Below are 23,687 nucleotides of genomic sequence, written 5' to 3'. Positions count from 1 at the left end.
GGGCAGTTTCTCGACAAGGAATGCGCCAGTTTAGCCAAGCTGGCCACAGGCGCACAGCGCAATAAATACTCGCTCATAAAAAAGGGAGCTCCTTCAGAGCTCCCTTTTGCGTTGCGTCGAACAATCAGTCGAACACACCGAAGGTCATGTAGCTGAACCACGAACGGTCTTCGTTGTTGCCAAGGGCCTGCGGCTCCTCTTCTTCGATAACGTCGCCGTTCTCGTCGTGAGGCTTGAGGTCCGAAGGGATGGCATCCTTGGCGTCCTGGTACTGCTTGATCACGTCCTGGTTGGCGCGGGTTTCACCCGGCGGCAGTGGCGGACGAGACTCGATCAGGCCCAAAGTGTACTTGCTCAGCCACGAACGGTTGTCGGCTTCGGCAACCTGAGGCACGAACTGGCCATCTTTCAGGCTTGGGTGATCTGGGTAGTTGAGCTTCAGGGTTTCCAGGCTGGTGGTCGCCAGGGTGTCCAGGTGCAGACGCTGGTAAGCCTCGGTCATCACCGCCAGGCCGTCGCCCACGGATGGGGTTTCCTGGAAGTTCTCCACAACATAGCGGCCACGGTTGGCGGCAGCTACGTAGGCCTGACGGGTCAGGTAGTAGTGGGCCACGTGGATTTCGTAGGAGGCCAGCAGGTTGCGCAGGTAGATCATGCGCTGCTTGGCGTCCGGCGCGTAGCGGCTGTTGGGGTAGCGGCTGGTCAGCTGGGCGAACTCGTTGTAGGAGTCGCGTGCAGCGCCCGGGTCACGCTTGGTCATGTCCAGCGGCAGGAAGCGCGCCAGCAGGCCAACGTCCTGGTCGAACGAGGTCAGGCCCTTCATGTAGTAGGCGTAGTCCACGTTCGGGTGCTGTGGGTGCAGGCGGATAAAACGCTCGGCAGCGGACTTGGCAGCTTCCGGCTCGGCGTTCTTGTAGTTGGCGTAGATCAGCTCCAACTGGGCCTGGTCGGCATAGCGGCCGAATGGGTAGCGCGACTCCAATGCCTTCAGCTTCGCTGTGGCGCTGGTGTAGCTATTATTGTCCAGGTCTGTCTGAGCTTGCTGGTACAGCTCGACTTCGCTCAGGTTTTCGTCGACGACGTCCTTTGTTGACGAGCAAGCAGCAGTCATGGCGAGGATGGCGATCAGCAGCAGGTGTTTCACTTGCATGGCGGCTTGCGTCCCTATGACGGCCGCTGTCTTGGGCGGGGCCGTCCTGTTATGATGAGCGCCCCGTTGAAAGCCTCGGGGCAAAAGACGCCGTATTTAACCACAAGCGCGCAGCCGAAACCAAAGGCTGTGCCACGCCTAGTCTGAGCATGTCCGATAAAATTGAACTTCGCGCAGAGGTGCCGTCCGAATTGGGCGGCCAACGCCTCGATCAAGTCGCCGCACAATTATTCGCTGAGCACTCGCGCTCGCGCCTTTCCGCCTGGATCAAAGACGGCCGCCTGACTGTGGATGGAGCGGTTATCCGCCCGCGAGACATAGTTCATGGCGGTGCGATTCTTGAGCTGACTGCCGAGCAGGAAGCCCAGGGAGAATGGGTCGCTCAGGACATCGAGCTGGATATCGTCTATGAAGACGACGACATCCTGGTCATCAACAAACCCGCTGGCCTGGTGGTTCACCCGGCTGCCGGGCACGCTGACGGCACTTTGCTCAATGCCTTGTTGCACCACGTCCCGGACATCATCAATGTCCCGCGCTGCGGCATCGTGCACCGTCTGGACAAGGACACCACCGGTTTGATGGTGGTGGCCAAGACCATTCAGGCGCAGACGCAACTGGTTACTCAGTTGCAGAGTCGCAGCGTCAGCCGGATCTACGAGTGCATCGTGATCGGTGTGGTGGTGGCCGGGGGCAAGATCAACGCCCCGATTGGTCGCCACGGCCAGCAGCGCCAGCGTATGGCGGTGATGGAAGGCGGCAAGCAAGCCGTCAGCCACTACCGTGTGCTGGAGCGTTTCCGCTCCCACACCCATGTGCGGGTCAAGCTGGAAACCGGGCGCACCCACCAGATTCGTGTGCACATGGCGCATATCAACTTCCCGTTGGTCGGCGATCCTGCCTACGGTGGGCGCTTCCGTATTCCGCCGGCGGCAAGCCAGACAATGGTCGAGTCGCTGAAGTCCTTCCCGCGCCAGGCACTGCACGCACGCTTCCTGGAACTGGATCATCCGACGAGCGGTAAGCGCATGAGTTGGGAATCGCCACTTCCAGACGACCTGGTCTGGTTGTTGTCGCTGCTCAAGCAGGATCGTGAGGCGTTTATCGGATGAGTGACTGGCTGATTCCTGACTGGCCCGCGCCGTCTCAGGTCAAAGCCTGCGTCACGACTCGTGCGGGCGGTGTCAGTCTGGCGCCGTTCGACAGCCTCAACCTGGGCGATCACGTCGAGGACAGCCTTGAGGCCGTCCTTGAAAATCGCCGTCGTCTGAGCAGCGCCTTCGATATCCAGCCTGCCTGGTTGCGCCAAGTCCACGGTACTCACGTGGTTGAGGCCGATCCAGGCCTTACCGTCGAGGCAGATGGCAGTTGGACCAGCACCCCCGGCATCGCCTGCACATCCATGACCGCCGATTGCCTGCCTGCGCTGTTCTGTAATCGTGCGGGTACCCGGGTTGCCGCAGCCCATGCCGGTTGGCGTGGCTTGGCGGCTGGCGTGCTGGAGGCCGCATTCGAAAGCCTGGATACTGCTCCTGAAGACGTCCTGGTCTGGCTCGGCCCAGCCATTGGCCCGCAAGCCTTTGAGGTCGGCCCGGAGGTACGTGAAGCGTTCATGCAGCAACTGCCGGCCACCGCTGAAGCCTTTGTTCCCAGCCACAACCCCGGCAAGTTCATGGCCGACATCTACCAGCTGGCGCGCCTGCGTCTGGCAGCAAACGGTGTCACCGCTGTATATGGTGGTGGTTTTTGCACCGTGACCGATACACGCTTCTTTTCTTATCGCCGCAGCCCGCGTACGGGCCGATTCGCCTCCCTTATCTGGCTTGAACGCTAGACTGTCCTGACCTGTATCAACAGTCCGCCGCTTGAAACCCCCAGAATCCACCCCATCTATAAGGGTATCTGGCAGGTTTCTTCATTCAGGATGTGTTTGTTCATAGCTCCGGCCTGCTCAAAAGGAAGGTGACTAATGCGTATTGATCGTTTAACCAGCAAATTGCAGTTGGCCTTATCGGACTCCCAATCCCTGGCGGTCGGCCTCGACCATCCGGCGATTGAGCCGGCGCACTTGATGCAGGCGCTCCTGGAGCAACAAGGTGGCTCTATCAAACCCTTGTTGATGCAGGTGGGCTTTGACATCAACAGCCTGCGCAAGGAGTTGAGCAAAGAGCTCGACCAACTGCCGAAAATTCAAAACCCTACCGGCGACGTGAATATGTCCCAGGACCTGGCGCGCCTGCTCAATCAGGCGGACCGCCTGGCCCAGCAGAAGGGTGACCAGTTCATCTCCAGCGAACTGGTGCTGCTCGCCGCCATGGACGACAACAGCAAGCTCGGCAAATTGTTGCTGGGGCAGGGCGTGAGCAAGAAAGCCCTGGAAAACGCTATCAACAACCTGCGTGGCGGTGAGGCCGTGAACGACCCCAACCATGAGGAGTCGCGACAGGCCCTGGACAAATACACCGTCGACCTGACCAAGCGTGCCGAAGAAGGCAAGCTCGACCCGGTGATTGGTCGTGACGATGAGATTCGTCGCACCATCCAGGTCCTGCAGCGTCGCACCAAGAACAACCCGGTGCTGATCGGTGAGCCTGGCGTGGGTAAAACCGCGATTGCCGAAGGCCTGGCCCAGCGCATCATTAATGGTGAAGTGCCGGACGGCTTAAAAGGCAAACGCCTGTTGTCCCTGGACATGGGGGCCCTGATCGCCGGTGCCAAGTTCCGTGGTGAGTTCGAAGAACGACTGAAATCCCTGCTTAATGAATTGTCGAAGCAGGAAGGCCAGATCATTCTGTTTATCGACGAACTGCACACCATGGTCGGCGCCGGTAAAGGCGAAGGCTCGATGGATGCTGGCAACATGCTCAAGCCGGCCTTGGCGCGGGGCGAGTTGCATTGCGTCGGTGCGACCACGCTCAACGAATACCGTCAGTACATTGAAAAGGATGCGGCCCTTGAGCGGCGTTTCCAGAAAGTGCTGGTGGAAGAGCCAAGCGAAGAAGACACCATCGCGATCCTGCGGGGCCTGAAAGAACGCTATGAGGTCCACCATAAGGTGGCGATCACGGATGGCGCAATCATTGCGGCGGCCAAGCTGAGCCATCGCTACATCACCGATCGTCAGTTGCCGGACAAGGCCATCGACTTGATCGACGAAGCGGCCAGCCGCATTCGCATGGAGATTGACTCCAAGCCGGAAGTGCTCGACCGCCTGGATCGGCGCCTGATTCAACTGAAAGTCGAATCCCAGGCGTTGAAGAAAGAAGAGGACGAGGCAGCGAAGAAACGCCTGGAAAAACTTCAGGAAGAAATCGTCCGTCTGGAGCGTGAGTATTCGGACCTCGAAGAAATCTGGACCTCGGAAAAAGCCGAAGTACAGGGTTCGGCGCAGATCCAGCAGAAAATCGAGCAGTCCCGTCAGGAACTGGAAGCCGCGCGTCGTAAAGGCGATCTGAGCCGCATGGCTGAGTTGCAATATGGTGTGATTCCGGACCTGGAACGCAGCCTGCAGATGGTCGACCAGCACGGCAAGCCTGAGAACCAGTTGCTGCGCAGCAAGGTGACCGAGGAGGAGATCGCCGAAGTGGTCTCCAAGTGGACCGGCATTCCAGTCTCGAAAATGCTCGAAGGCGAGCGCGACAAACTGCTGAAAATGGAAAGTTTGTTGCACCAGCGCGTCATCGGTCAGGAAGAGGCGGTGGTGGCGGTATCCAATGCGGTACGGCGTTCCCGTGCCGGCTTGTCCGACCCGAACCGTCCAAGCGGCTCGTTCATGTTTCTCGGCCCGACCGGCGTAGGTAAGACTGAGCTGTGCAAGGCCCTGGCCGAGTTCCTCTTTGATACTGAAGAGGCCATGGTACGCATTGATATGTCCGAGTTCATGGAGAAACACTCGGTGGCTCGCCTGATCGGCGCACCACCAGGCTATGTGGGCTACGAGGAGGGCGGTTACCTGACCGAGGCCGTTCGACGCAAGCCTTACTCGGTGATCCTGCTGGATGAGGTCGAGAAGGCGCACCCGGATGTGTTCAACATTTTGCTGCAGGTGCTGGAAGATGGTCGCTTGACGGACAGCCACGGGCGTACGGTGGACTTTCGCAATACGGTGATCGTGATGACCTCCAATCTGGGCTCGGCACAGATCCAGGAACTGGTGGGGGATCGCGAGGCCCAGCGCGCAGCGGTGATGGACGCCTTGACCACCCACTTCCGCCCGGAATTCATCAACCGGGTGGATGAAGTGGTGATCTTCGAGCCTCTGGCACGGGATCAGATTGCGGGTATCACCGAAATCCAGTTGGGCCGCCTGCGCAGTCGCCTGGCTGAGCGTGAGCTCGACCTTGAGCTGAGCGGCGAGGCGTTGGACAAGCTGATCGCAGTGGGCTACGACCCGGTGTATGGCGCACGGCCGTTGAAGCGTGCGATCCAGCGCTGGATCGAGAACCCGCTGGCACAGTTGATCCTGTCGGGCAGCTTTATGCCGGGCACTCGCGTCACGGCAACGGTGAAAGACGACGAAATCGTCTTCCACTGAGGCCAGCACCCGGTGTAATAACGAGAGGCCTCGCATTGCGAGGCCTTTTTTTTCGATAGGGCGTTGAACTGTAAGGCAAAGGCTTGTAAAGTGCGCCCCGCAGCAACGTCAGCCCACGGGTTTCTTCTCCCCAAGAAGAAATCAGAAAGAAGCGCAAATCATTGTCTTAAAAGCAATTTAAAGGGTTGACAGGGGTTTTTAAGATTGTAGAATAGCGCGCCTCAGAGACGCTAACGTAGCGATACGGACAAGGTCGAAGAGAAGGTTACACAGCAGTAAATTTGAAATATGTAGTTCCGTGATAGCTCAGTCGGTAGAGCAAATGACTGTTAATCATTGGGTCCCAGGTTCGAGTCCTGGTCACGGAGCCAATTTCAAATCGGGGTATAGCGCAGTCCGGTAGCGCGCCTGCTTTGGGAGCAGGATGTCGGGAGTTCGAATCCCCCTACCCCGACCATATTTGGGTCGTTAGCTCAGTTGGTAGAGCAGTTGGCTTTTAACCAATTGGTCGTAGGTTCGAATCCCACACGACCCACCATTTTTGAGACCAGTTCAGGCTGGAATCGAATCTTAAGATCAGAGGCCAAAAGCGCTGATCGAAGAAGGCGACTGAAAGGTCGCCTTTTTTTTACCGGGGTATAGCGCAGTCCGGTAGCGCGCCTGCTTTGGGAGCAGGATGTCAGGAGTTCGAATCCCCTTACCCCGACCATATTAAAAATCCTCGTATCGAAAGATACGGGGATTTTTTTTGCGCGCGCGAATCTTGAATTCTCCGCAAAACAAATGTGGGAGGGGGCTTGCTCCCGATAGCGGTGGGTCAGCTAAGTATTCATTAACTGATACACCGCTATCGGGAGCAAGCCCCCTCCCACAGGTGTTATGCGTTGTTAGTGGAGTTTGAGGCGCGGTTCTGTGCCTCGCCCAATCTTGCTGCCCAGCATCAGCATCGCCGTGCGGAAGAAGCCGTACAGCGCCATCTGGTGCATACGGTACAGCGACACATAGAACATCCGCGCCAACCAGCCCTCCAGCATCACGCTGCCAGTCAGGTTACCCATCAGGTTACCTACCGCCGAGAACCGCGACAGCGAGATCAGCGAGCCGTAGTCGGTGTACTTGTAGGTCGGCAGATCCTTGCCTTCAATGCGCAATCTCAGCGACTTGGCCAACAACGAAGCCTGCTGATGCGCGGCCTGGGCTCGTGGGGGCACATTGCGGTCGGTGCCCGGTTGCGGGCAGGCGGCACAATCGCCAAAGGCGAAGATGTTTTCATCGCGAGTGGTTTGCAGTGTTTGCAGCACCTGAAGCTGATTGATGCGGTTGGTTTCCAGGCCATCGATGTCTTTGAGAAAACCCGGTGCGCGGATCCCGGCCGCCCATACCTTGAGGCTGGCGGGAATCACTTGGCCGCTACTGGTAATCAGTGCGTCGGCGGTTACTTCGCTGACCGCCGAGTTGGTCAGCACGGTCACCCCGAGTTTTTCCAGGGTTTTATGCACTGGGCCGCCGATCCGCTCTGGCAGGGCAGGCAATACCCGCGGGCCGGCTTCGATCAGGGTGATATGCATGTTTTCCGGTTTGATGCGGTCCAGGCCATAGGCAGCCAGTTCATGGGCTGCGTTATGCAGCTCGGCGGCCAGCTCCACCCCGGTGGCGCCGGCACCGACGATGGCCACGCTGATTTGTTCAACGGCATCGGTTTGCCCGGCATGGGCGCGCAGGTAGTGGTTGAGCAGTTGTTGGTGGAAGCGCTCGGCTTGCTTGCGGGTATCGAGGAACAGGCAATGCTGCGCCGCACCCTCGGTGCCGAAGTCGTTGGTGGTGCTGCCTACGGCAATGACCAGGCTGTCATAGCCCAGTACGCGCGCGGGCACCAGCTCGCGGCCTTCTTCATCGAGGGTGGCGGCCAGCTGGATTTTCTTCTGTTCACGGTCAAGCCCACTCATGCGCCCAAGCTGGAACTCGAAGTGGTTCCATTTTGCCTGGGCGACATAATTGAGTTCGTCTTCCGAAGAATTCAGCGAGCCGGCAGCCACTTCGTGCAGCAGAGGCTTCCAGATGTGAGTCAGGTTGGCGTCCACCAGCGTGATGCTGGCCTTGCCGCGCTTGCCCAGAGTCTTACCCAGGCGGGTAGCCAACTCCAGGCCGCCGGCGCCGCCGCCGACGATAATAATACGATGGGTCATGGGGATATCTCGCAAGGCTAAAAGAAATCGGAGCAGTTACCCCCGCGAGCGCCAGGCAGCTCATAGCGTCAGGTAACTCAATAGGCGGCTCAGCACGCCGAGCCCGATCACCACTACCAGCACCACACAAAGGAGCAGCCATGGCCGGAAAGGCTTGCGCTCGACTCTGTGCTGGGAGAGTTGCAGGTACTCTTGGACATGCTGTTGGTCATCGGGGTTCAGGCGGCTGGTCATAAAGGCCTCGTCAGGTAGACGTTGCAAAAGGGCGCCACGTTACAGCCAAGGGTTCAAAGGCTGATGCCCACATCGAACACTATGCTGCGGCCCAGGTTGTTGCGCAAGAAGTCCGGCGCGTCCGGGTGTGCGAACAGTACGCGCGCGAAGGTTGGCCCCACCAGTGACAGTGAGCGCCAGCCCTGGCGCAGGTATTCGGTTGGCGGCGGAAAGTGGCTGTTGAGGTCCAGCACTTCGCGTTTGAGGCTGGTGAAAGCGATAAGGTCCAACTCCCCCAGATCCATGCCGCGTTCTTTGTAGTTATGTGCTTTTTTGCGCAGTGTCGGTGCCAGGCGCAACAAAAACTCATGGGCGGGAATGCGTCGTGGCTTGGCTTCGCGCCGCACCAGTTGGCTCAAAGAGAACGCGCTACGCCTGCGCAGCAATTCATCGCGCCATTCGTCGTTCAGGCGGCGCCCCTCGTCCAGCACGAAAAACACCTCGAAACTGGCGTCGCGAAACAACACATCCGGCGGCTCCTGGCCCGCAGCGTGAAACTCTTCGACGCGGTAGGGCACATTCAAGCCCTGCAGCAGGCGCTGGCAGACCCAACGCTCACGCTCCCATTTGCGGGCATTGGACAGGAACGCATTGGCTTGTTCGGCTGCTACGGTGAGCAGGCGCAAATAATCTGAGTCATCCATATTCCCAGCTTAGCGTTCAAATGATGACCACAGGAAGTCCTGCTTTAAAACGCGGGTGTAGACTGGTCACTTGGCAGCAGGCCCAAGGATGAGGTGTGTGGTGAGGCTTTTTATTAAGGTAGTGCATCTGTGATCAGTGCAGCTGTTCTGGCGCCCATGACCCTCGGCATTGGCTGGCTGTTATATGCGCCGGTGGTGATGTGGGCGATGTTGCGTTCGCCTTGGGTCGAATTGTTCGCCGACCGACGGCGCCAGCATTTGCTGTTCGGTACGGTGTTCGCGTTGTTTATGCTGTGGCTGGTGCGCCGGGATTTCGATACCGGGGTCTCGTACCACTTTATCGGCATGACCGCCGTGACCTTGCTGCTGGATTGGCCGCTGGCAATCGTCGGTGGGTTTGCTGCACAGTTCGGCTTGATGCTGCTGGGGCGCCAGGATCTGGCCGCCCTTGGCGTCAACGGCCTGCTTCTGGTCGGGCTGCCGGTGCTGGTCACCGAAAGCTGCGCGCTGTTGGTCGAACGGGCGCAACCGCGAAACCCCTTTGTGTATATCTTCTGTTCCGGTTTTTTTGCGGCGGCGCTGTCGGCATTGTTGTGCCTGTCGGTCGGCCTGGGCCTGTTGTGGTTGGACGGCCGCTTTGCGATGCCGGAATGGTTGGAGGACTTTGTAGGTTACCTGTGGCTGATCATCTTCCCCGAAGCCTTTATCAACGGCATGGTCGTCAGCGCGTTGGTGGTGTTTTGCCCGGAATGGCTGGAGACCTTCAACCGAACTCGCTATCTCTCGGCCCCCTGGAAGGACGACGATTCACGGCGTTGATCCAGGTCAAATGCCGGGCACCGGCGCAGGTCCATGCTCTGCAAAATTTTTTCTGGAGCACCGATCATGAGTGTGTACGAGTGGGCACGGCAGGAGTTGCGCAGAAGCCAGGACGCAGCGCAGGAAATCGGTTTTGACCCCGGCTTGACCTTGCGCGCCATGCTCAGTGCGGTGGTGCAGCAAAGCAAGGGTGTACGCAGTTTTGAAGACCTGGCCGACGAGTTGCAATACCTTGCAGAAAACCTCGACGACCAGCAGGAATATGCCTTTATGCGGCCTTAGTGGCGCGGCGGCAGGTCTTCGGAAAACAGTTCGTCTTCGGCATCCGGGGCCACCGGAATCTTGTGTTCTTCAGCGGCCCAGGCACCCAGGTCGATAAGCTTGCAACGGTCCGAGCAGAACGGCCGGTTGAGGTTGGTCGCTTTCCATTCCACGGGTGCACCGCAGGTTGGGCAGTCGACGGTCAAGGGTTGGCTCATGATCGGCCTCCACGCAAAGTAAGGTAAAAGTGGTGCAGTCGCTCGACCTCGCCGTGCAGCCAGGCAAGGTCCTTATCGTTGACCAGCACGTCATCGGCATGGTTCAGGCGGTCTTCGCGGCTCGATTGAGCCTTGAGAATCGCCTGCACCTGTTGTTCGCTGATGCCATCGCGCTGCAGGGTACGCTGAATCTGCAGCGATTGCGGCACGTCGATCACCAGGATGCGCTGGGTCATGCTGTATTGGCCGGACTCGATCAGCAGCGGTGACACCAGGATCGCGTAAGGCGACTGGGCGCGTGCCAGGTGGCTGCGAATTTCCTCGGCAATCAGCGGGTGCAGCAAGGCTTCCAGCCACAAACGTTCTTGCGGTACCTCAAAGATCAGTTTGCGCAGCGCGGCGCGATCCAGCTGGCCGTCGGGTAGCAGCACGCCGTCGCCGAAATGCTCGGCAATGCGCGCCAGAGCCGGCCTCCCGGGTTCGACGACCCAGCGGGCAGCATGATCGGCGTCCACCAGGTCGATGCCCAGGTCGATAAAGTGCTCGGCCGCAGCGCTTTTGCCGCTGCCAATGCCGCCTGTGAGGCCAAGAATCCAGGGTGTTGCGACAGAAGTGGTCATCTGAAACCGACAGACTGCAAATAGAAGTCGGTTATTTGACCACCCCAGAGCAATGCAATCCAGCCGGCAATTGCCAGGCACGGCCCAAAGGGCATCGGCGTCGACGTTTGGGCCTTGCGCAAGCGCAGCAGGATCAGCCCTGCAAACACGCCCATCAGTGAGGCCATCAGCAACGTCATCGGCAGGATCTGCCAGCCACCCCAGGCCCCCAGCAATGCCAATAACTTGAAATCGCCATGGCCCATGCCATCCTTGCCGGTGACCAGCTTGAACAACCAGAACACGCTCCATAGGCTCATGTAGCCAATGACCGCGCCCCACAATGCGTCGGGCAGTGTCGCCAACAGGTCAGCGCTGTTGATAACCAGCCCCAGCCAGAGCAGCGGCAAGACCAGCACGTCCGGCAGCAATTGGTGGTCCAGGTCAATCAGGCTCATTGCCAGCAAGCCCCAGCTCAGCAACATCACCGCAGCGGCTTGCCAGCCGAAGCCGAAATGCCAGGCAACAGCGGCAGTGATCAGCGCGCACGTCACTTCGGTCAGGGGATAGCGGACGCTGATGGGGTCACGGCAATGGGCGCAACGACCCCGGAGCATCAGGAAGCTGAGCAGCGGGATATTTTCCCAGGGCCGAATCGGCTGGTTGCAGCGCGGACAGCAGGAGTTCGGGCGCATCAGGTTGTACACCGGCCCGGCGGGCTCGGTTGGCAGGCCGAGGACCTCATGGGCCTGGGCACGCCATTCGCGTTCGAGCATTCTGGGCAGGCGCCAGACCAGCACGTTGATGAAACTGCCGATGATCAGGCCGAGCACCAGTGCCATGCAGGCAAACGCCCAGTGCTGCTCGCTCAGCAGCAGGCTCAAAAGGCCGTACCCAATTGAAAGACCGGCAGGTACATTGCAATCACCAGCGCGCCGACAATGGCCCCCAGGACAACCATGATCAGCGGCTCCATCAGGCTGGTGAGGTTATCGACCAGGGTGTCTACGTCCGACTCGTAGTGGTTCGCGACTTTTTCCAGCATCCGGTCCAGGGTGCCGGACTCCTCTCCAATGGCGGTCATCTGGATCGCCATGCCGGGAAACAAACCGCAGCTGTGCATGGATTGATTCAACTGCATGCCTGTGGATACATCGTGGCGCATACGTTCGATTGCCTGTTTGAAGGGGTCATTGCCGACGGCTCCGGCTACCGAGCCCAGTGCCTGGACCAGCGGGACACCCGCTGCAAACGTGGTCGAAAGCGTGCGGGCGTAGCGGGCGACGGCGGTTTTTTGCAGCAGTTTGCCTGCCAGAGGCGCTTTCAACAAACTCGCTTGCAGCCAATGGCGAAAGCCAGGGTAACGGCGGTAGGCGTGGCGCAGCCCGCCCACCCCCACGGCCAGGCCCAGCACGAGTATCCACCACGCTTGTTGTAAGAACTCGGACAGGGCAATGACCCCCAGGGTAAACCCGGGCAGTTGGCTGTCGACCCCGGCAAACAGATGCTGGAACTGAGGCACGACGTGTATCAACAGCACTGTGCTGACCAGTGTCGCGACTACCAGGACTGCGACAGGGTAAGTCATGGCTTTTTTGATCCTGGCTTTGAGCTGTTGGCTTTTTTCCAGATGAATCGCCACGCGCTCCAGCAGGGTTTCCAGAGCCCCGGCCTGTTCTCCGGCAGCTACCAGGTTGCAGTACAGGTCATCGAAATAACGCGGGTGCAGGCGTAGCGCTGCGGCCAGGTTATTGCCGCTGGCGATCTGTTGTTTCAACGCCTTGACCAGTTCACGCACCTGCTGGTTTTCAAAACCCTCACTGATGATGTCGAAGGCTTGCAGCAGCGGGATCCCGGCTTTGAGCAAGGTCGCCAACTGTCGGGTAAACAGGGCGATATCGGCTGGCAGGATTCGCGGGGTGAAAGCCGAACGTGATCGAGGCCTCTTGCGCACACGCTCGGGGCAGATCCCTTGCTGGCGCAGTTGTGCCTTGATCAGCGCAAGGCTGTCGCCAGCGGTTTGCCCGGTCACCCTGCGTCCTTTGCGGTTGATGCCTTCCCAGGCATAGATTGTTGACGTGTCGTTCATATCGGTTTGCGCACCCGGCAGTGAAGAATTTATAGCGTAGTCAGGTGGCGGATTCGGGGCGGCTGGTGTTATGGGATAAAGTGTCAGAATGTGCGTCTTGCAGGCGATGGGCTTCGTGGTGGTGGGTACACTGGCGCCGTTGCACACTTCGGGGCGCAGGACGCGCCTTGTCATGGTTTTATTCTGGAGAGTGAAAGAGATGCGTCAAAAAGGCTTTACCTTGATCGAGTTGTTGATCGTTGTGGCAATCATCGGCATTTTGGCCACGATCGGTTTGCCCATGTACACCAAGCACCAGGCCAAGGCCAAGTTTACGGCGGGGCTGGCTGAAATCAGCGCGTTGAAGGCCGGTTATGAAGACGTCATCAACCAGGGCACTGTGCCCACTGTGTCGTTGATCGGTGGCAACAGCCCCACTGCCAATTGCAAGATCGACGTGACAGGAGATGTAGCCTCGGGCGCCGGCTCCATCAGCTGTGAAATCCTCGATGCGCCAGCGCCCGTGCTCGGCAAGACCATCACCTTGACCCGCAACGCAACCAGCGGATGGACCTGTGCTACCACAGCGGATCCGCAGTACGTTGCCAAGGGCTGCTCTGCCAACGGCGCGTGATGGCGCCGGGCGGTGAGCGAGTCAGTTGCTGCATGACCAATGCAGTGCTAGCTTTAGCCCACCGCCCGTGTAGCTCAGCCGGTAGAGCAGCGCACTCGTAACGCGAAGGTCGCAGGTTCGATTCCTGTCTCGGGCAAAAGCGCACCACTGCTTCAAAGGCAATGTTTTCAGATGATCCCAGAATGGTTCTGAAGGCCAGACGAGTCGGCATTCGTGCTCGCTCTTTTGTATCTGCGCAACCTAGATGACCCAGATGCATCCCCATTCCTCGATCCAAGAGAACGACATGACCACGACTGAGATGACCCAGGAAGTTCGGCACCAAGCAGCTCTCGAGAAATACCTTGAGGCGACGCCGCAGCTTAAAGAAGAGATCAAGGACCTGAGCGCTGACGACCAGCGCGATCAGATTCAGTGGGCATTCGAGGATGAGGCAGAGAGCCAGAGCCTCCAGCCTTGGGAGTTGACCCTCAAGTACACCTCGACACCGGAAGAATTCGAAGCTGCGCGGTTGGCCTTGCATAAAGAGGCGGCCGAGGTGCTGGGCGTCGAATGGGAAGAGTACTGCGAGATGAATAATCTTGTAGTTTAAAAGCAGCCGCGAGTTTCAAGCTGCAAGCGGCAAGTTGTCTCGCAGCCTTCTTGCAGCTTGCAGCTGGCAACTACTCAGATACTGAGGCGCATCGACAGATCCACTGCCTTCACATCCTTGGTCATCGCGCCGATGGAGATGAAGTCCACACCGGTTTCAGCGATAGGCAGCAGGGTGCTTTCATTGACCCCGCCGCTGGCTTCCAGCTTGGCCTTGCCGGCGTTCAAGCGCACGGCCTCGCGCATGTCTACCAGGCTCAGTTCATCGAGCATGATGATGTCGGCTCCCGCCGCCAGGGCTTCGCGCAACTCATCCAGGTTTTCCACTTCGATTTCCACCGGCTTGCCTGGGGCGATCTTGTGGGCGGCCGTAATCGCCTGGGCAATGCCACCGCAGGCGGCAATATGGTTTTCCTTGATCAGGAACGCGTCATACAGCCCGATGCGGTGATTGTGGCAACCGCCACAGGTGACCGCGTATTTTTGCGCCAGGCGCAGGCCCGGTAATGTCTTGCGGGTGTCCAGCAGCTTGACCTGGGTGCTGGCGACAAAGTCCGCGAGGAACTGCGCTCGGGTGGCTACACCTGACAGCATCTGCAAAAAATTCAGCGCACTGCGTTCACCTGTGAGCAGCGAGCGTGCCGGGCCTTCAAGGTGGAACAGCGCCTGGTTGGGGCTCACACGTTCACCGTCGGCCACCTGCCAATGCACGGCGACCCGTGGGTCCTGTTGGCGAAATACCGCATCCACCCAGGCCGTACCGGCGATAACAGCCGCTTCGCGGGTAATGATCGTGGCCTTGGCCAGCCGTTCGGCGGGGATCAACTGCGCGGTGATATCGCCACTGCCGATGTCTTCCAGCAGTGCGCGGCGCACGTTGGCTTCGATTTCGGCGGTGAGGTCGGCAAGACGGAGGTTCGGCATAACAGGCTCCACAAACAAAGTGCCTGGATTATAGGGGCTGCGTGCGTTCGAACCCAGCGCGCCGCTCATTTACAGCGTAAAGGCAGAGTTTGCTGGCGCAACCCCCCTCATTTGCAAGATAATCTCGCGCCTTTCAATTGGCGTCATAGCTTTGACGTCGAGGTGGTAGCCGGTTTATTTGCAGCGCACTGCCGTGCCTGCCCCGTTCTTTGCCCCTCTCAACACCGCCGTTTCAGGAGGCCAGGATGCACAATGACGGAAAGGTGGTGCCTATCAACAGGGCACAGGCCACGCCATCGCCGCTCGCGCGCCTGCCGGTGGTGTTGCTGCAGGTGCGTGACAAGGCCGTGCAACAATTGCAGCAGGGTTTGCAGGAACTGTTCGATAACGCCGACGACACCCTGTTCGAAATGGCTGACAAGGCCCGAAGCACCGTCGACCATCATATTTTTTTCGAAGCAATGCGCGACCTGCGCCTCAAGCGCAAGAACTTCGAACGCGTGTTCATGGAGCAGCTGTTTGTCGCCTTCGCCAATCTGGGCCAGGCCGGAAGCGGCGATCTGCACCTGGTGCCGGTGGTGTCCTACGAAGCGGTATCCGGTACCAGTGCCGACGATATGGAAAAAGCCGTAGCCCTTGAGGCGATGCTCGGTCGGGTGCGACATCGTGATGGCTTGGCCCTGGGACAGTTAAGCGCGCGCATGAGCCGATTGCTGGGCCGGCGACTGGATGACCATACCAACCCACTGGGTCCGGCACTGCTCTGTGAGTTTTTCCTGCAGGCAGGGCGCAGTCTGGGGGTGGAAATCCGCGTCAAACTGATCATGCTCAAGCTCTTTGAAAAATACGTGCTCAGTGACGCGGACCTGTTGTATGGCGAAGCCAATCAACTGCTGGTCGCCGTTGGTGTACTGCCTGAACTCAAGGCCGTGCCATCCCGTCGTCCCGGCGGGCGCGCCAGCCGGGAACACCAACGCGCCAGCCAGCCGATCGTCGACCCGCCGCTCGATCAAAGCGGCCAGCAAGCGTTCAGCGCATTGCAGAAGTTACTGCAAGCCGTGCGTGGCAGCGTGGCGCCGACCCTCGAAGCCAGTGCCGAGCCGCAACCCATTGCCACCCGTGATCTGCTACGCCTGCTGTCGCATTTGCAGCAGTACGTCCCCGAGCCCGAGGCTGAAGACGATTTCGACCTGCGTAACCAGCTTGAACAGCTGCTCACCCGAGTCAGCGTCAAGAGTGGCAAGTCGCGGGTCCTGGAAGATGCTGACGAAGATGTAATCAATCTGTTCGCTATGCTGTTCGCGTTCATACTCGGTGATAGCAGCGTGCCGGACGCGTTCAAGGGCCTGATCGCCCGTTTGCAGATCCCCTTGTTGAAAGTCGCCGTGCTGGACAAGAGCCTGTTCAGTTGCACGCGCCATCCGGCGCGACGCTTGCTCAATGACATCGCGGGCGCCGTCATGGGCTGGAACCCGCCCGAAGACGCCTCCCGCGATACTCTGTACCTGTGTGTCGAGCAGGTCGTGCAGCGTTTATTGAATGAATTTGTTGAAGACCCGGCGATTTTCTCCCAGCTACTGACCCAATTCAGCGCGTTTACCGCTGATGAATCCAGGCGCAGCGAGTTGCTTGAGCGCCATACCCGAGAGGCCGAGCAGGAGCGCCTGCATACCGAGGCTGCCCGCCAACGTGTGGCGCAGGTGCTTGATCGAAGGCTGGCGGGCAAGGTTCTGCCGCAGTTTGTGGTGCAATTCCTCCAGCAAGCCTGGAGCCAGGTGTTGCTATTGGCCATGCTCAAGCATGGCGGACAGTCGCTGCAATGGCAGGCAGCGCTGCGCACCCTGGATGAGTTGATCTGGAGCGTCGGCCTGCGGGAAGACACCGAAGCGGGCCGGCATTTGCTTGAGCAACTACCCGCGTTGCTCAAGGCGTTGCGTGACGGTTTGGCCGCTGCGGCGTTCGACTCTTTCAGCACCCGTGAATTTTTCCGGCGGTTGCAGACCATGCATGTTCAGTGTCGCGGGGGCGACGGCGGCGAAGTGCTGGTCGAAGTCCGTGAGTCCTTCACGCTTGGCACCGGTGCGCCGTCCGTCGTTGCGCCGCTGCCCGATGATGACCCCGACCTGCTCAAGGCCAGGCAGTTGCAGATCGGCGCCTGGGTAGCGTTTCAGCACGATCAGGAAAACACCCTGCGCTGCAAGTTGACGGCAATCATGCCGCCTACCAATACCTGTATTTTCGTCAGCCGCACCGGGCTCAAGGTTCTGGAAAAAACTACCGACCAATTAGCCCATGCGTTCAAGCGTGGTGTGCTGCGCACGCTGGATGATGCCCCTTTGTTCGAGCGTGCGCTGGCTGCGGTGATGGGCGACCTGCGTCAACTCAAACGCGGCAAGTGATCGCAACCGCAGGGTGGAACGCGGCATACTGGTAACACCTCGTCTCATTTCAGGAGCCTGTATGCAGTTGGACCCCGCCAGCGGTTGGTGCCAGGGCATCCGTCATTGCCCGTCGCCCAATTTCAACGAGCGCCCTGAAGGCGAAATCTCGCTGTTGGTGGTGCATAACATCAGCTTGCCTCCAGCGCAGTTCGCCACGGGCAAGGTGCAAGAGTTTTTTCAGAATCGTCTGGATGTTTCAGAGCATCCCTACTTTGCCGGTATCGACCACCTACGCGTGTCTGCGCATTTTCTGATTGAACGTGACGGCACTGTGACGCAATTTGTCTCGTGCCGGGACCGGGCCTGGCACGCCGGTATTTCCAGCTTCGAGGGGCGCGAGGTGTGCAATGATTTCTCGCTGGGGATCGAACTGGAAGGCACAGACGAACTGCCGTTCACCGATGCCCAGTACGCGGTGCTGACCGAGCTGACGCGCCAGTTGCTCAAGGCTTACCCAAAGATCACTCGCCAACGTATTTGTGGTCACAGCGATATCGCCCCGGGGCGCAAGACTGACCCGGGCCCCGCTTTTGATTGGGCGCGCTTTCTCGGCGCCCTGCAGGATGGAGGACACGAACAATGAGTTTCCTGGTGTTGGTGCTGGCGGTGTGGATCGAGAAGTTCTCGGCCTTGCGCCTGCGGTTGCAGCGTGACGGTGGATGGCTGCGTGAGCTGGCCAAGCTGGAGTCGAGCCCGCGTATGGGCAAGCGACCCTGGCTGATCCTGACGCTGCTGGTGCTGCTGCCGGTAGCGTTGCTGGCGCTGTTGTTGTTGGTACTGGAGCCGGTGGTCTATGGCCTGTTGGCGTTACCTGTGCACATGCTGGTGGTGATCTATAGCCTGGGCCGTGGTGATTTATTGGCAGGGCTGGGGCCATTCCGTGATGCCTGGCGGCGTGGTGACCTGCAAGCCGCCGAGCATGTGGCCGAGCGCGACTTGAAGCTTGGCGCCGACAGTGGCGAGCAATTGCTGGAGCGGGTCCAGGGCTATCTGTTGTGGCAGGCGTACCAGAGCTTTTTTGCGGTGATTTTCTGGTATTTCCTGCTGGGCCCGGTGGCGGCTTTGGCCTACCGGCTGTTGGCGCTGGCCAGCGAACATAGCCAGAACCCCTTGGTGGCCGAACGTGCCGCGCAGTTGCGTCACGCGTTTGACTGGTTGCCGGTACGCCTGTTGGCGGCGAGCTTTGCTTTGGTGGGCAACTTTGTCGGGGTCAGTCGGGTGATGCTCCACGAACTGCTGAGCTGGGACATCAGCGCGGCGCAGTTGATGGAAAAGGTCGGGCTGGCCGCGGCTGAAATCCCTCCTCCAGTGGTGGGGGCCGACGGCATCAACAGCCTGGATCGGTTGTGGGAGCTGCTGCTGCGTGCGGCGGTGTTGTGGTATGCCGGGTTTGCCATCTGGACTGTATTGCCCTGAATACTGTGGGAGGTGGGCTTGTCCCCGATGACCACCGGGATTTACACATCGTGTGGGAGGGGGCTTGCTCCCGATGGCGGCCTCCGGGCCGACCAGGGTGCTGGATCAGACCGAGTACATATCCGTTGTTTGGGTAACGGCTGCTATTGGTTCCGCTTTTACAGCGGGTCACTTTGGAAAGAGCCTGTACGGACCGGACACATGGTTGACGGGTGTGCGTGGCGGCTAAACCGGCATCCCTGCCGGTTTACCCCCCAAATCCCTGTCGAATTCCGGCCAGCGTGGTTTGACGGGGCGCTTAAGATCAAGATCAAAAGCAGATCAAGATCAAGAGCGGCTCGCTTCGCATCGTGGTTACGGGGGCAAGCCCTCCTACATGTGCTCTCCGGATCTGCCGTTAACCTTACGTTACAAAACTTCCCTTCGAATTGAGCTATACAGACAGAGCGCCAAATAGTGGCTATCTGCCGCCGCCCTGCGCCTCAATAACAATAAAAGAAGGGGAGATCACCTGTGATGAGCTTGCTCTATCCTGCCGTTGCGCTGATGAACCGCCTGAGCTTCGGCATGAAGTTCAGCCTGATCAGCGTGCTGTTCCTGCTGCCGATGCTGGCGACCAACTATTACCTGGTGCGTGACTCGTGGCGCGAATTTCAGGGCACCCGTATCGAACTGCAAAGTCTCGACCTGCTTGGCAGCAGCCTGGCATTGCGCCGTGAGTTGGAAACGCTCAACAACCAGGTGCAGATCAACGTCATCCTCGGACAGTCCGGCAAGGCGGCTGATCTTGAAGCGCAGATTACTGCCCTGGAGCAACGTGTGCTGGAGCGGTTGCAGGGGTTCCACGCCATGGCGACGCAGCCCGAGCAAGTCGAGGTTTTTGAAAACAAGCGCGACGAGCTGATCGCTGCGTTCAAGGCGCAGCAACAGGAAACCTCGTTGCTCAACAAAGCGGCGTTGATCGGCAAGTTACTCAACCAGGCCCAGATGCTCAGCCAAATCATCGCCAGCCAAGCCGGCTTGAGCGGTGATGCGCAGAGTGACCTGCGCCAACTCAGCGACCTGGTCACTGCGGTCACCCCACAGGTCACCCAACTACTCGGTGAGGGCCGCGCGATGGGCGCGTATTCTCTGGGCCAGGGCTTTATCAATTCCTCCTCCAGTACGCGCTTTGACGAGTTACTGCAGCAGGTGGAAAAGCTCCAGGGCGAATACGGCTTGAAGCTGCAGGACGCGCTGGGCGCCAGCAACGCCGCGCATGCAGCACTCGATAGCTTGGCGCAAGCCAGCCAGGCCAGCCTCAAGCAAGGCAGTGAGTTGTTCGAAGAACAGGTGGTGATGGCCGAGACCCTGGATACACCTTGGCAAGGTTTTTACGGCGACGTCAGTCAACTGATGGCCAAGACCTATCAACTCGATGACGCCACCTTAGCGTTCATCGGCCAGCAACTGGAGCAGCGTCTGACGCAAAACCGCCTGCACATGGTGTTGCTGGTCGCGGCCCTGGTGGCGGTATTTGCGCTGATCTTCTACTTGTATGCAGGTTTCTTTGCCTCCACCCGCACTACCTTGCGCAGCCTGGGGGCGATGATGGACAAAGTCGCGGCCGGTGACATGACGGTCACTTTCGTCGCCCACAGCCGCGACGAGCTGGGAGACCTGGGCCAAGTATTCAATGGCACCGTGGCCAAGATCCACGATCTGATTGAGCGCGTCGGGCATACGGTCAGCCAGGTCGAGTTGCAGGCCAGCCAGGTACAGACGGTTTCGGCACAGAGTAACCAGGCGGTATCCGGCCAGCGCAGCCAGATCGAACAAGTGGCAACGGCGATGAACCAGATGTCCGCCACCGCGCAGGAGGTAGCGCGCAGCGCGGCGGCGGCGGTCAACAGTGCACAGAGCGTCAATGATGAAACCGTCAGCGGGCGGGCGCTGGTGCAATCTCAACAAAGCGGCATCGCACGCCTGGCTTTAGAGATCGATGAGTCGGTGCGGGTGATCAATCAGTTGGCGGCCGATAGCCAGTCCATCAGCAGCGTATTGGAGGTGATCAAGAGCATCGCCGAGCAAACCAATTTGCTGGCGCTCAACGCGGCCATCGAAGCTGCGCGTGCCGGTGAGCAAGGACGCGGTTTTGCCGTAGTGGCCGATGAGGTGCGCACTCTGGCCCGGCGTACTCAGCATTCCACCGGAGAAATCGAACAAATGATCAGCCGCTTGCACAGCGGCGTCGGCGCAGCGGTAAAGGCGATGGGCAGTAGCCATGAAATGGCGAGTGGCACGGTAGGGCAGTCGGAAAAGGTCCAGCACGCCCTGGAAAATATCCTCGGTGCCGTAGGCATGATTGTTGACCAGAACCAGCAGATCGCCGCTGCCGTGGAGCAGCAAACGGCGGTCGCTCACGACATCGACCAGAATATTGTCCAAATCAACCGCGCCGGTGAACATGCAGCGCAAGGCGCCCAACAGACCGAAGCGGCCAGCCGGCAGTTGTCGGCGCAGGTCATTGAGTTGAAGCAATTGATTGGCGCGTTTCGGGTGTAAGAACTTTCTGTGGGACTGGGCCATGAATCACGTGGCATTTGTCCTGATTTGCCGGGCTGTGTTTTATCGCGACGTGAATGGGTGAGAATTTGTTTCATCAGTCACGGTCACGAGGGGATACGACGATGGCCGCTGCAATCGGCATCAAAGGGCATTGTGCTCAGTGCAACATGACGTTTGAACTCAAGCCTTGGCAACTGAACGCCATCGCCATGGAAGTACCGTTTGACTGTGCGTACTGCCACTCGGGCCTGCAGTTGTGCTGCCACAAGCAGTTGCGTCAGTTTCGCGCCCTGGACCAGTGGGCGCTGGTGCGGCCCGGCATGATCATGCTGACGTGCGCGACCTTGCTGATGGCGTTGTTCGCAGAGTGGTTGGGGCTGCTCAGCGTGATCGGGCAGTTGAACATTTCGCTGGTCGCGGTGTTGATTCATCTGCTGGTCGTGCGCTATGCCCGTTATCGGCAAAGGATGACCTTGAACTTGCAGGTCATCAGCCCGCTACCAGTTGAACAGCTCGCACGCATTGCGTGTGCTCGTCTCACCCAGCAATAAAGGGCTGATGCCCATACGCTCAGCCAGGGCGGTGCAGATATCCGGCAGGTGCTGCGGGCTATTGCGCTGGTTGGGATACATGGCCGGGGCCATGTCCGGCGAATCGGTTTCCAGTACCACGGCTTCAAGGGGCAATTGTGCCAGTACCTTGTGCATGCGCAGGGCCTGGGGCCAAGTGGCGGCGCCGCCCAGACCGAGTTTGAAACCCAGTTTGATGTACTCGCGGGCCTCTTCAATGCTGCCGGCGAACGCATGAATGATCCCGCCCCTCGGTAGACGGATGCGCTTGAGCGTGGCAATCACGACGGCGTGGCTGCGGCGTACATGCAGCAAGGCGGGGAGTTGGAAATCCGCCGCGAGTTTCAGCTGGGCTTCGAACAGGCTTTGCTGGCGCTCGCGATCCAGGTGCTCAAGGAAGTAATCCAGACCGATTTCGCCCACGGCGCAGAGTTGCCGATGGCCGTGCAAGCGCGTCAACCAGTCACCCAGCTCCAGCAGGTCGGCAGGGCGATGCTCATCGAGATACACCGGGTGCAAACCAAAGGCAGCGAACAAACCGTCGTCCTGCTGCACCAGATCCCACAGCCGCTGCCAGTTTTTCTGATACACCCCCAGTACCACCAGACGCCGTACCCCGAGTTCACGGCTATGGGCGAGGACTTGCGGGCGGTCGTGATCGAAGTCCGCAAAGTCCAGGTGGGTGTGGGTGTCGATCAGCTCCACGTTCAGACCTCGTGAATGCGCTGCTTGAACGTGCGGCCAATCGCATGCACACCCGGTTGGTACTGTTCTTCTTCAATGGCCGCCAGGGCCAGGCGCAGAGCTGTCTCGGCGATCAGTTGATGTTGCTGGGCCATGGCGTTGACTGGCAGCGGCAGGAAGTCCAACAGTTGGGTGTCGCCAAAGGTGCCCAGGCGTAGCGGCCGCGACCGGAGCGGGAAGTCATGCAGCGCATCGAACACGCCTTGCAGCAGCACGTAGGAGGTAGTCACCAGCGCGTCAGGCAAATGCCCCAGGCGCTGCAGCAGTTGCTCCATCAGCTGTCGGCCACAGTCACGGCTGAAGGCTTCGCCCTGTTCGATGATCACTTCGCCGGTGAAGTCTTGCAGCGCTTCACGAAAACCCGCAGTACGTTCCTGGCTGATGCTCAGCTCGGGACGTGCGCCGATCAGCGCGATTTGCTTGGGCAGCGGTTGCAGCAGGCTGCTGGTGAGTTGCTGACAGGCCTGGTGATCATCGCTGACCACTGAGCAGAACTGGTCAGGCTCCATCACCCGGTCGATGGCAATCACCGGCAACCCCTTGGCTTGCAAGTCGCGATAGCTGTCATCGCTGGCCGGCAGGCAACTGGCGACGAACAACGCATCGCAACGCCGCGCACGGAACAGTTGCAGCAGTTGGCGTTCGCTGTCGGCTTCGTCATCGGAGCTGGCAATCAGCAACTGATAGCCCCGTGCCCGGGCGCCTTGCTCCAACAGCTTGGCAATGCGTGCGTAGCTGGGGTTTTCCAGGTCTGGCAGGATGAACCCCAGGGTGCGCGTATGCCGGCTGCGCAGCCCGGCGGCTTGAGGGTTGGGAGTAAAACCATGGGCCTGGACCACGGCACGCACACGCTCAACGGTTGCGTTGCTGATGCGCTGCTGTTCGGCCTTGCCATTGATGACATAGCTGGCGGTGGTCACGGACACACCGGCCAGACGTGCAATATCACTGAGTTTCAAACCGGGATTTCCTTGTTTTTTAGAGCGTGCCCCGACATTTTGTCCAATCGTAACCGATTCCAGCATACGACCAATGTCCCGCGACAGGTGCCGAGTGGTGCTTCAAGCTT

At 59.4% G+C, this 23,687-nt stretch carries 23 protein-coding genes and 5 tRNA genes; 17 read left to right on the top strand and 11 right to left on the bottom strand.

Annotated features, from left to right (window positions below):
* Nucleotides 1–124 precede the first annotated feature (124 nt).
* Nucleotides 125–1,150 (bottom strand): outer membrane protein assembly factor BamD, encoded by a 1,026-nt coding sequence (locus E4P00_RS14690; protein WP_005784660.1) that lies wholly within the window; start codon nt 1,148–1,150, stop codon nt 125–127.
* Between the two features lie 149 nt (nt 1,151–1,299).
* Between E4P00_RS14690 and rluD the strand changes: the two genes are divergently transcribed.
* From rluD to E4P00_RS14655, 7 genes are all read left to right on the top strand, one after another.
* A complete protein-coding gene (rluD, locus tag E4P00_RS14685) occupies nt 1,300–2,262 on the top strand; it encodes a 23S rRNA pseudouridine(1911/1915/1917) synthase RluD (protein WP_005784662.1) in 963 nt (320 codons plus the stop codon).
* Entirely contained in the window at nt 2,259–2,984 is a 726-nt protein-coding gene (gene pgeF / locus E4P00_RS14680; RefSeq protein ID WP_103734655.1) for a peptidoglycan editing factor PgeF, read from the top strand. The genes rluD and pgeF overlap by 4 nt, the downstream gene beginning before the upstream one ends.
* Nucleotides 2,985–3,119: 135 nt before the next feature.
* Entirely contained in the window at nt 3,120–5,684 is a 2,565-nt protein-coding gene (clpB, locus tag E4P00_RS14675) for an ATP-dependent chaperone ClpB (RefSeq protein WP_005784667.1), read from the top strand.
* Between the two features lie 295 nt (nt 5,685–5,979).
* Nucleotides 5,980–6,055, top strand: a tRNA-Asn gene (locus tag E4P00_RS14670).
* Nucleotides 6,056–6,064: 9 nt separating this feature from the next.
* Nucleotides 6,065–6,141 (top strand) — tRNA-Pro (locus tag E4P00_RS14665).
* Between the two features lie 5 nt (nt 6,142–6,146).
* Nucleotides 6,147–6,222: transfer RNA gene (locus E4P00_RS14660), tRNA-Lys, on the top strand.
* A 94-nt stretch (nt 6,223–6,316) separates the two neighbouring features.
* Nucleotides 6,317–6,393: transfer RNA gene (locus E4P00_RS14655), tRNA-Pro, on the top strand.
* Between the two features lie 178 nt (nt 6,394–6,571).
* On the opposite strand, the gene E4P00_RS14650 is transcribed toward E4P00_RS14655, so the two are convergent.
* Genes E4P00_RS14650 through E4P00_RS14640 form a run of 3 tightly spaced genes read right to left on the bottom strand, consistent with a single transcriptional unit; the run spans nt 6,572 to nt 8,787 of the window.
* Entirely contained in the window at nt 6,572–7,870 is a 1,299-nt protein-coding gene (locus E4P00_RS14650) for an NAD(P)/FAD-dependent oxidoreductase (RefSeq protein ID WP_078820261.1), read from the bottom strand.
* A 60-nt stretch (nt 7,871–7,930) separates the two neighbouring features.
* Nucleotides 7,931–8,104: a DUF3094 family protein gene (locus E4P00_RS14645; RefSeq protein ID WP_005784671.1), complete on the bottom strand. Its 174-nt coding sequence runs from the start codon at nt 8,102–8,104 to the stop codon at nt 7,931–7,933.
* Between the two features lie 53 nt (nt 8,105–8,157).
* Nucleotides 8,158–8,787: a DUF1780 domain-containing protein gene (locus tag E4P00_RS14640; protein WP_003188431.1), complete on the bottom strand. Its 630-nt coding sequence runs from the start codon at nt 8,785–8,787 to the stop codon at nt 8,158–8,160.
* Nucleotides 8,788–8,916: 129 nt separating this feature from the next.
* Between E4P00_RS14640 and E4P00_RS14635 the strand changes: the two genes are divergently transcribed.
* Together E4P00_RS14635 and E4P00_RS14630 are read left to right on the top strand one after the other, a co-directional pair.
* Nucleotides 8,917–9,606: an energy-coupling factor ABC transporter permease gene (locus E4P00_RS14635; RefSeq protein ID WP_248131857.1), complete on the top strand. Its 690-nt coding sequence runs from the start codon at nt 8,917–8,919 to the stop codon at nt 9,604–9,606.
* Between the two features lie 66 nt (nt 9,607–9,672).
* Nucleotides 9,673–9,888, top strand: a complete 216-nt coding sequence (locus tag E4P00_RS14630; protein WP_003171680.1) for a hypothetical protein — start codon at nt 9,673–9,675, stop codon at nt 9,886–9,888.
* Here the strand turns inward: E4P00_RS14630 and yacG are convergent.
* From yacG to E4P00_RS14610, 4 genes are read right to left on the bottom strand one after another with little or no spacing between them, the layout of a single operon-like run.
* Entirely contained in the window at nt 9,885–10,085 is a 201-nt protein-coding gene (yacG, locus tag E4P00_RS14625) for a DNA gyrase inhibitor YacG (RefSeq protein ID WP_003188437.1), read from the bottom strand. The two genes, E4P00_RS14630 and yacG, sit on opposite strands and share 4 nt — an antisense overlap.
* Nucleotides 10,082–10,705 (bottom strand): dephospho-CoA kinase, encoded by a 624-nt coding sequence (gene coaE / locus E4P00_RS14620; protein WP_032877844.1) that lies wholly within the window; start codon nt 10,703–10,705, stop codon nt 10,082–10,084. Before coaE ends, yacG begins: the two co-directional genes overlap by 4 nt.
* Complete coding sequence (locus tag E4P00_RS14615) at nt 10,702–11,568, bottom strand: A24 family peptidase (protein ID WP_282442910.1); 867 nt, start codon at nt 11,566–11,568, stop codon at nt 10,702–10,704. The genes coaE and E4P00_RS14615 overlap by 4 nt, the downstream gene beginning before the upstream one ends.
* A complete protein-coding gene (locus E4P00_RS14610) occupies nt 11,565–12,773 on the bottom strand; it encodes a type II secretion system F family protein (protein ID WP_223017573.1) in 1,209 nt (402 codons plus the stop codon). Before E4P00_RS14610 ends, E4P00_RS14615 begins: the two co-directional genes overlap by 4 nt.
* Nucleotides 12,774–12,972: 199 nt before the next feature.
* Between E4P00_RS14610 and E4P00_RS14605 the strand changes: the two genes are divergently transcribed.
* The 3 genes from E4P00_RS14605 (at nt 12,973) to E4P00_RS14595 (ending at nt 13,978) form a co-directional block, all read left to right on the top strand.
* Nucleotides 12,973–13,386: a pilin gene (locus E4P00_RS14605; RefSeq protein WP_005784685.1), complete on the top strand. Its 414-nt coding sequence runs from the start codon at nt 12,973–12,975 to the stop codon at nt 13,384–13,386.
* A gap of 63 nt (nt 13,387–13,449) precedes the next feature.
* Nucleotides 13,450–13,522 (top strand) — tRNA-Thr (locus tag E4P00_RS14600).
* Nucleotides 13,523–13,672: 150 nt separating this feature from the next.
* On the top strand, nt 13,673–13,978 hold the full coding sequence (locus tag E4P00_RS14595) for a DUF6388 family protein (RefSeq protein WP_216090728.1): 306 nt from the start codon (nt 13,673–13,675) through the stop codon (nt 13,976–13,978).
* Nucleotides 13,979–14,052: 74 nt separating this feature from the next.
* Here the strand turns inward: E4P00_RS14595 and nadC are convergent, their stop codons facing one another.
* Nucleotides 14,053–14,901: a carboxylating nicotinate-nucleotide diphosphorylase gene (gene nadC / locus E4P00_RS14590; RefSeq protein WP_248131854.1), complete on the bottom strand. Its 849-nt coding sequence runs from the start codon at nt 14,899–14,901 to the stop codon at nt 14,053–14,055.
* Nucleotides 14,902–15,146: 245 nt separating this feature from the next.
* Between nadC and E4P00_RS14585 the strand changes: the two genes are divergently transcribed.
* The 5 genes from E4P00_RS14585 (at nt 15,147) to E4P00_RS14565 (ending at nt 21,856) form a co-directional block, all read left to right on the top strand.
* Nucleotides 15,147–17,300, top strand: coding sequence for a DUF1631 domain-containing protein (locus E4P00_RS14585; RefSeq protein ID WP_248131852.1), 2,154 nt, complete (start codon nt 15,147–15,149; stop codon nt 17,298–17,300).
* Nucleotides 17,301–17,361: 61 nt separating this feature from the next.
* Complete coding sequence (gene ampD / locus E4P00_RS14580) at nt 17,362–17,925, top strand: 1,6-anhydro-N-acetylmuramyl-L-alanine amidase AmpD (protein WP_078820266.1); 564 nt, start codon at nt 17,362–17,364, stop codon at nt 17,923–17,925.
* A complete protein-coding gene (gene ampE / locus E4P00_RS14575) occupies nt 17,922–18,758 on the top strand; it encodes a regulatory signaling modulator protein AmpE (RefSeq protein ID WP_248131849.1) in 837 nt (278 codons plus the stop codon). Before ampD ends, ampE begins: the two co-directional genes overlap by 4 nt.
* Nucleotides 18,759–19,271: 513 nt before the next feature.
* Nucleotides 19,272–21,302: a methyl-accepting chemotaxis protein gene (locus E4P00_RS14570; RefSeq protein ID WP_248131847.1), complete on the top strand. Its 2,031-nt coding sequence runs from the start codon at nt 19,272–19,274 to the stop codon at nt 21,300–21,302.
* Nucleotides 21,303–21,427: 125 nt separating this feature from the next.
* Nucleotides 21,428–21,856, top strand: coding sequence for a hypothetical protein (locus tag E4P00_RS14565; protein ID WP_078820269.1), 429 nt, complete (start codon nt 21,428–21,430; stop codon nt 21,854–21,856).
* Here E4P00_RS14565 and E4P00_RS14560 read toward each other — a convergent pair.
* Entirely contained in the window at nt 21,803–22,579 is a 777-nt protein-coding gene (locus tag E4P00_RS14560; protein WP_248131845.1) for a TatD family hydrolase, read from the bottom strand. The genes E4P00_RS14565 and E4P00_RS14560 overlap by 54 nt on opposite strands.
* Before the next feature lie 2 nt (nt 22,580–22,581).
* Nucleotides 22,582–23,577, bottom strand: coding sequence for a catabolite repressor/activator (cra, locus tag E4P00_RS14555; protein ID WP_032877829.1), 996 nt, complete (start codon nt 23,575–23,577; stop codon nt 22,582–22,584).
* Between the last annotated feature and the right edge of the window lie 110 nt (nt 23,578–23,687).

Source organism: Pseudomonas sp. B329 (assembly GCF_023127835.1).
Lineage (GTDB): Bacteria > Pseudomonadota > Gammaproteobacteria > Pseudomonadales > Pseudomonadaceae > Aquipseudomonas > Aquipseudomonas synxantha_A.
The sequence above is the reverse complement of the archived record's forward strand: the minus strand, read 5'-3'. Positions and strand labels throughout refer to the sequence as shown.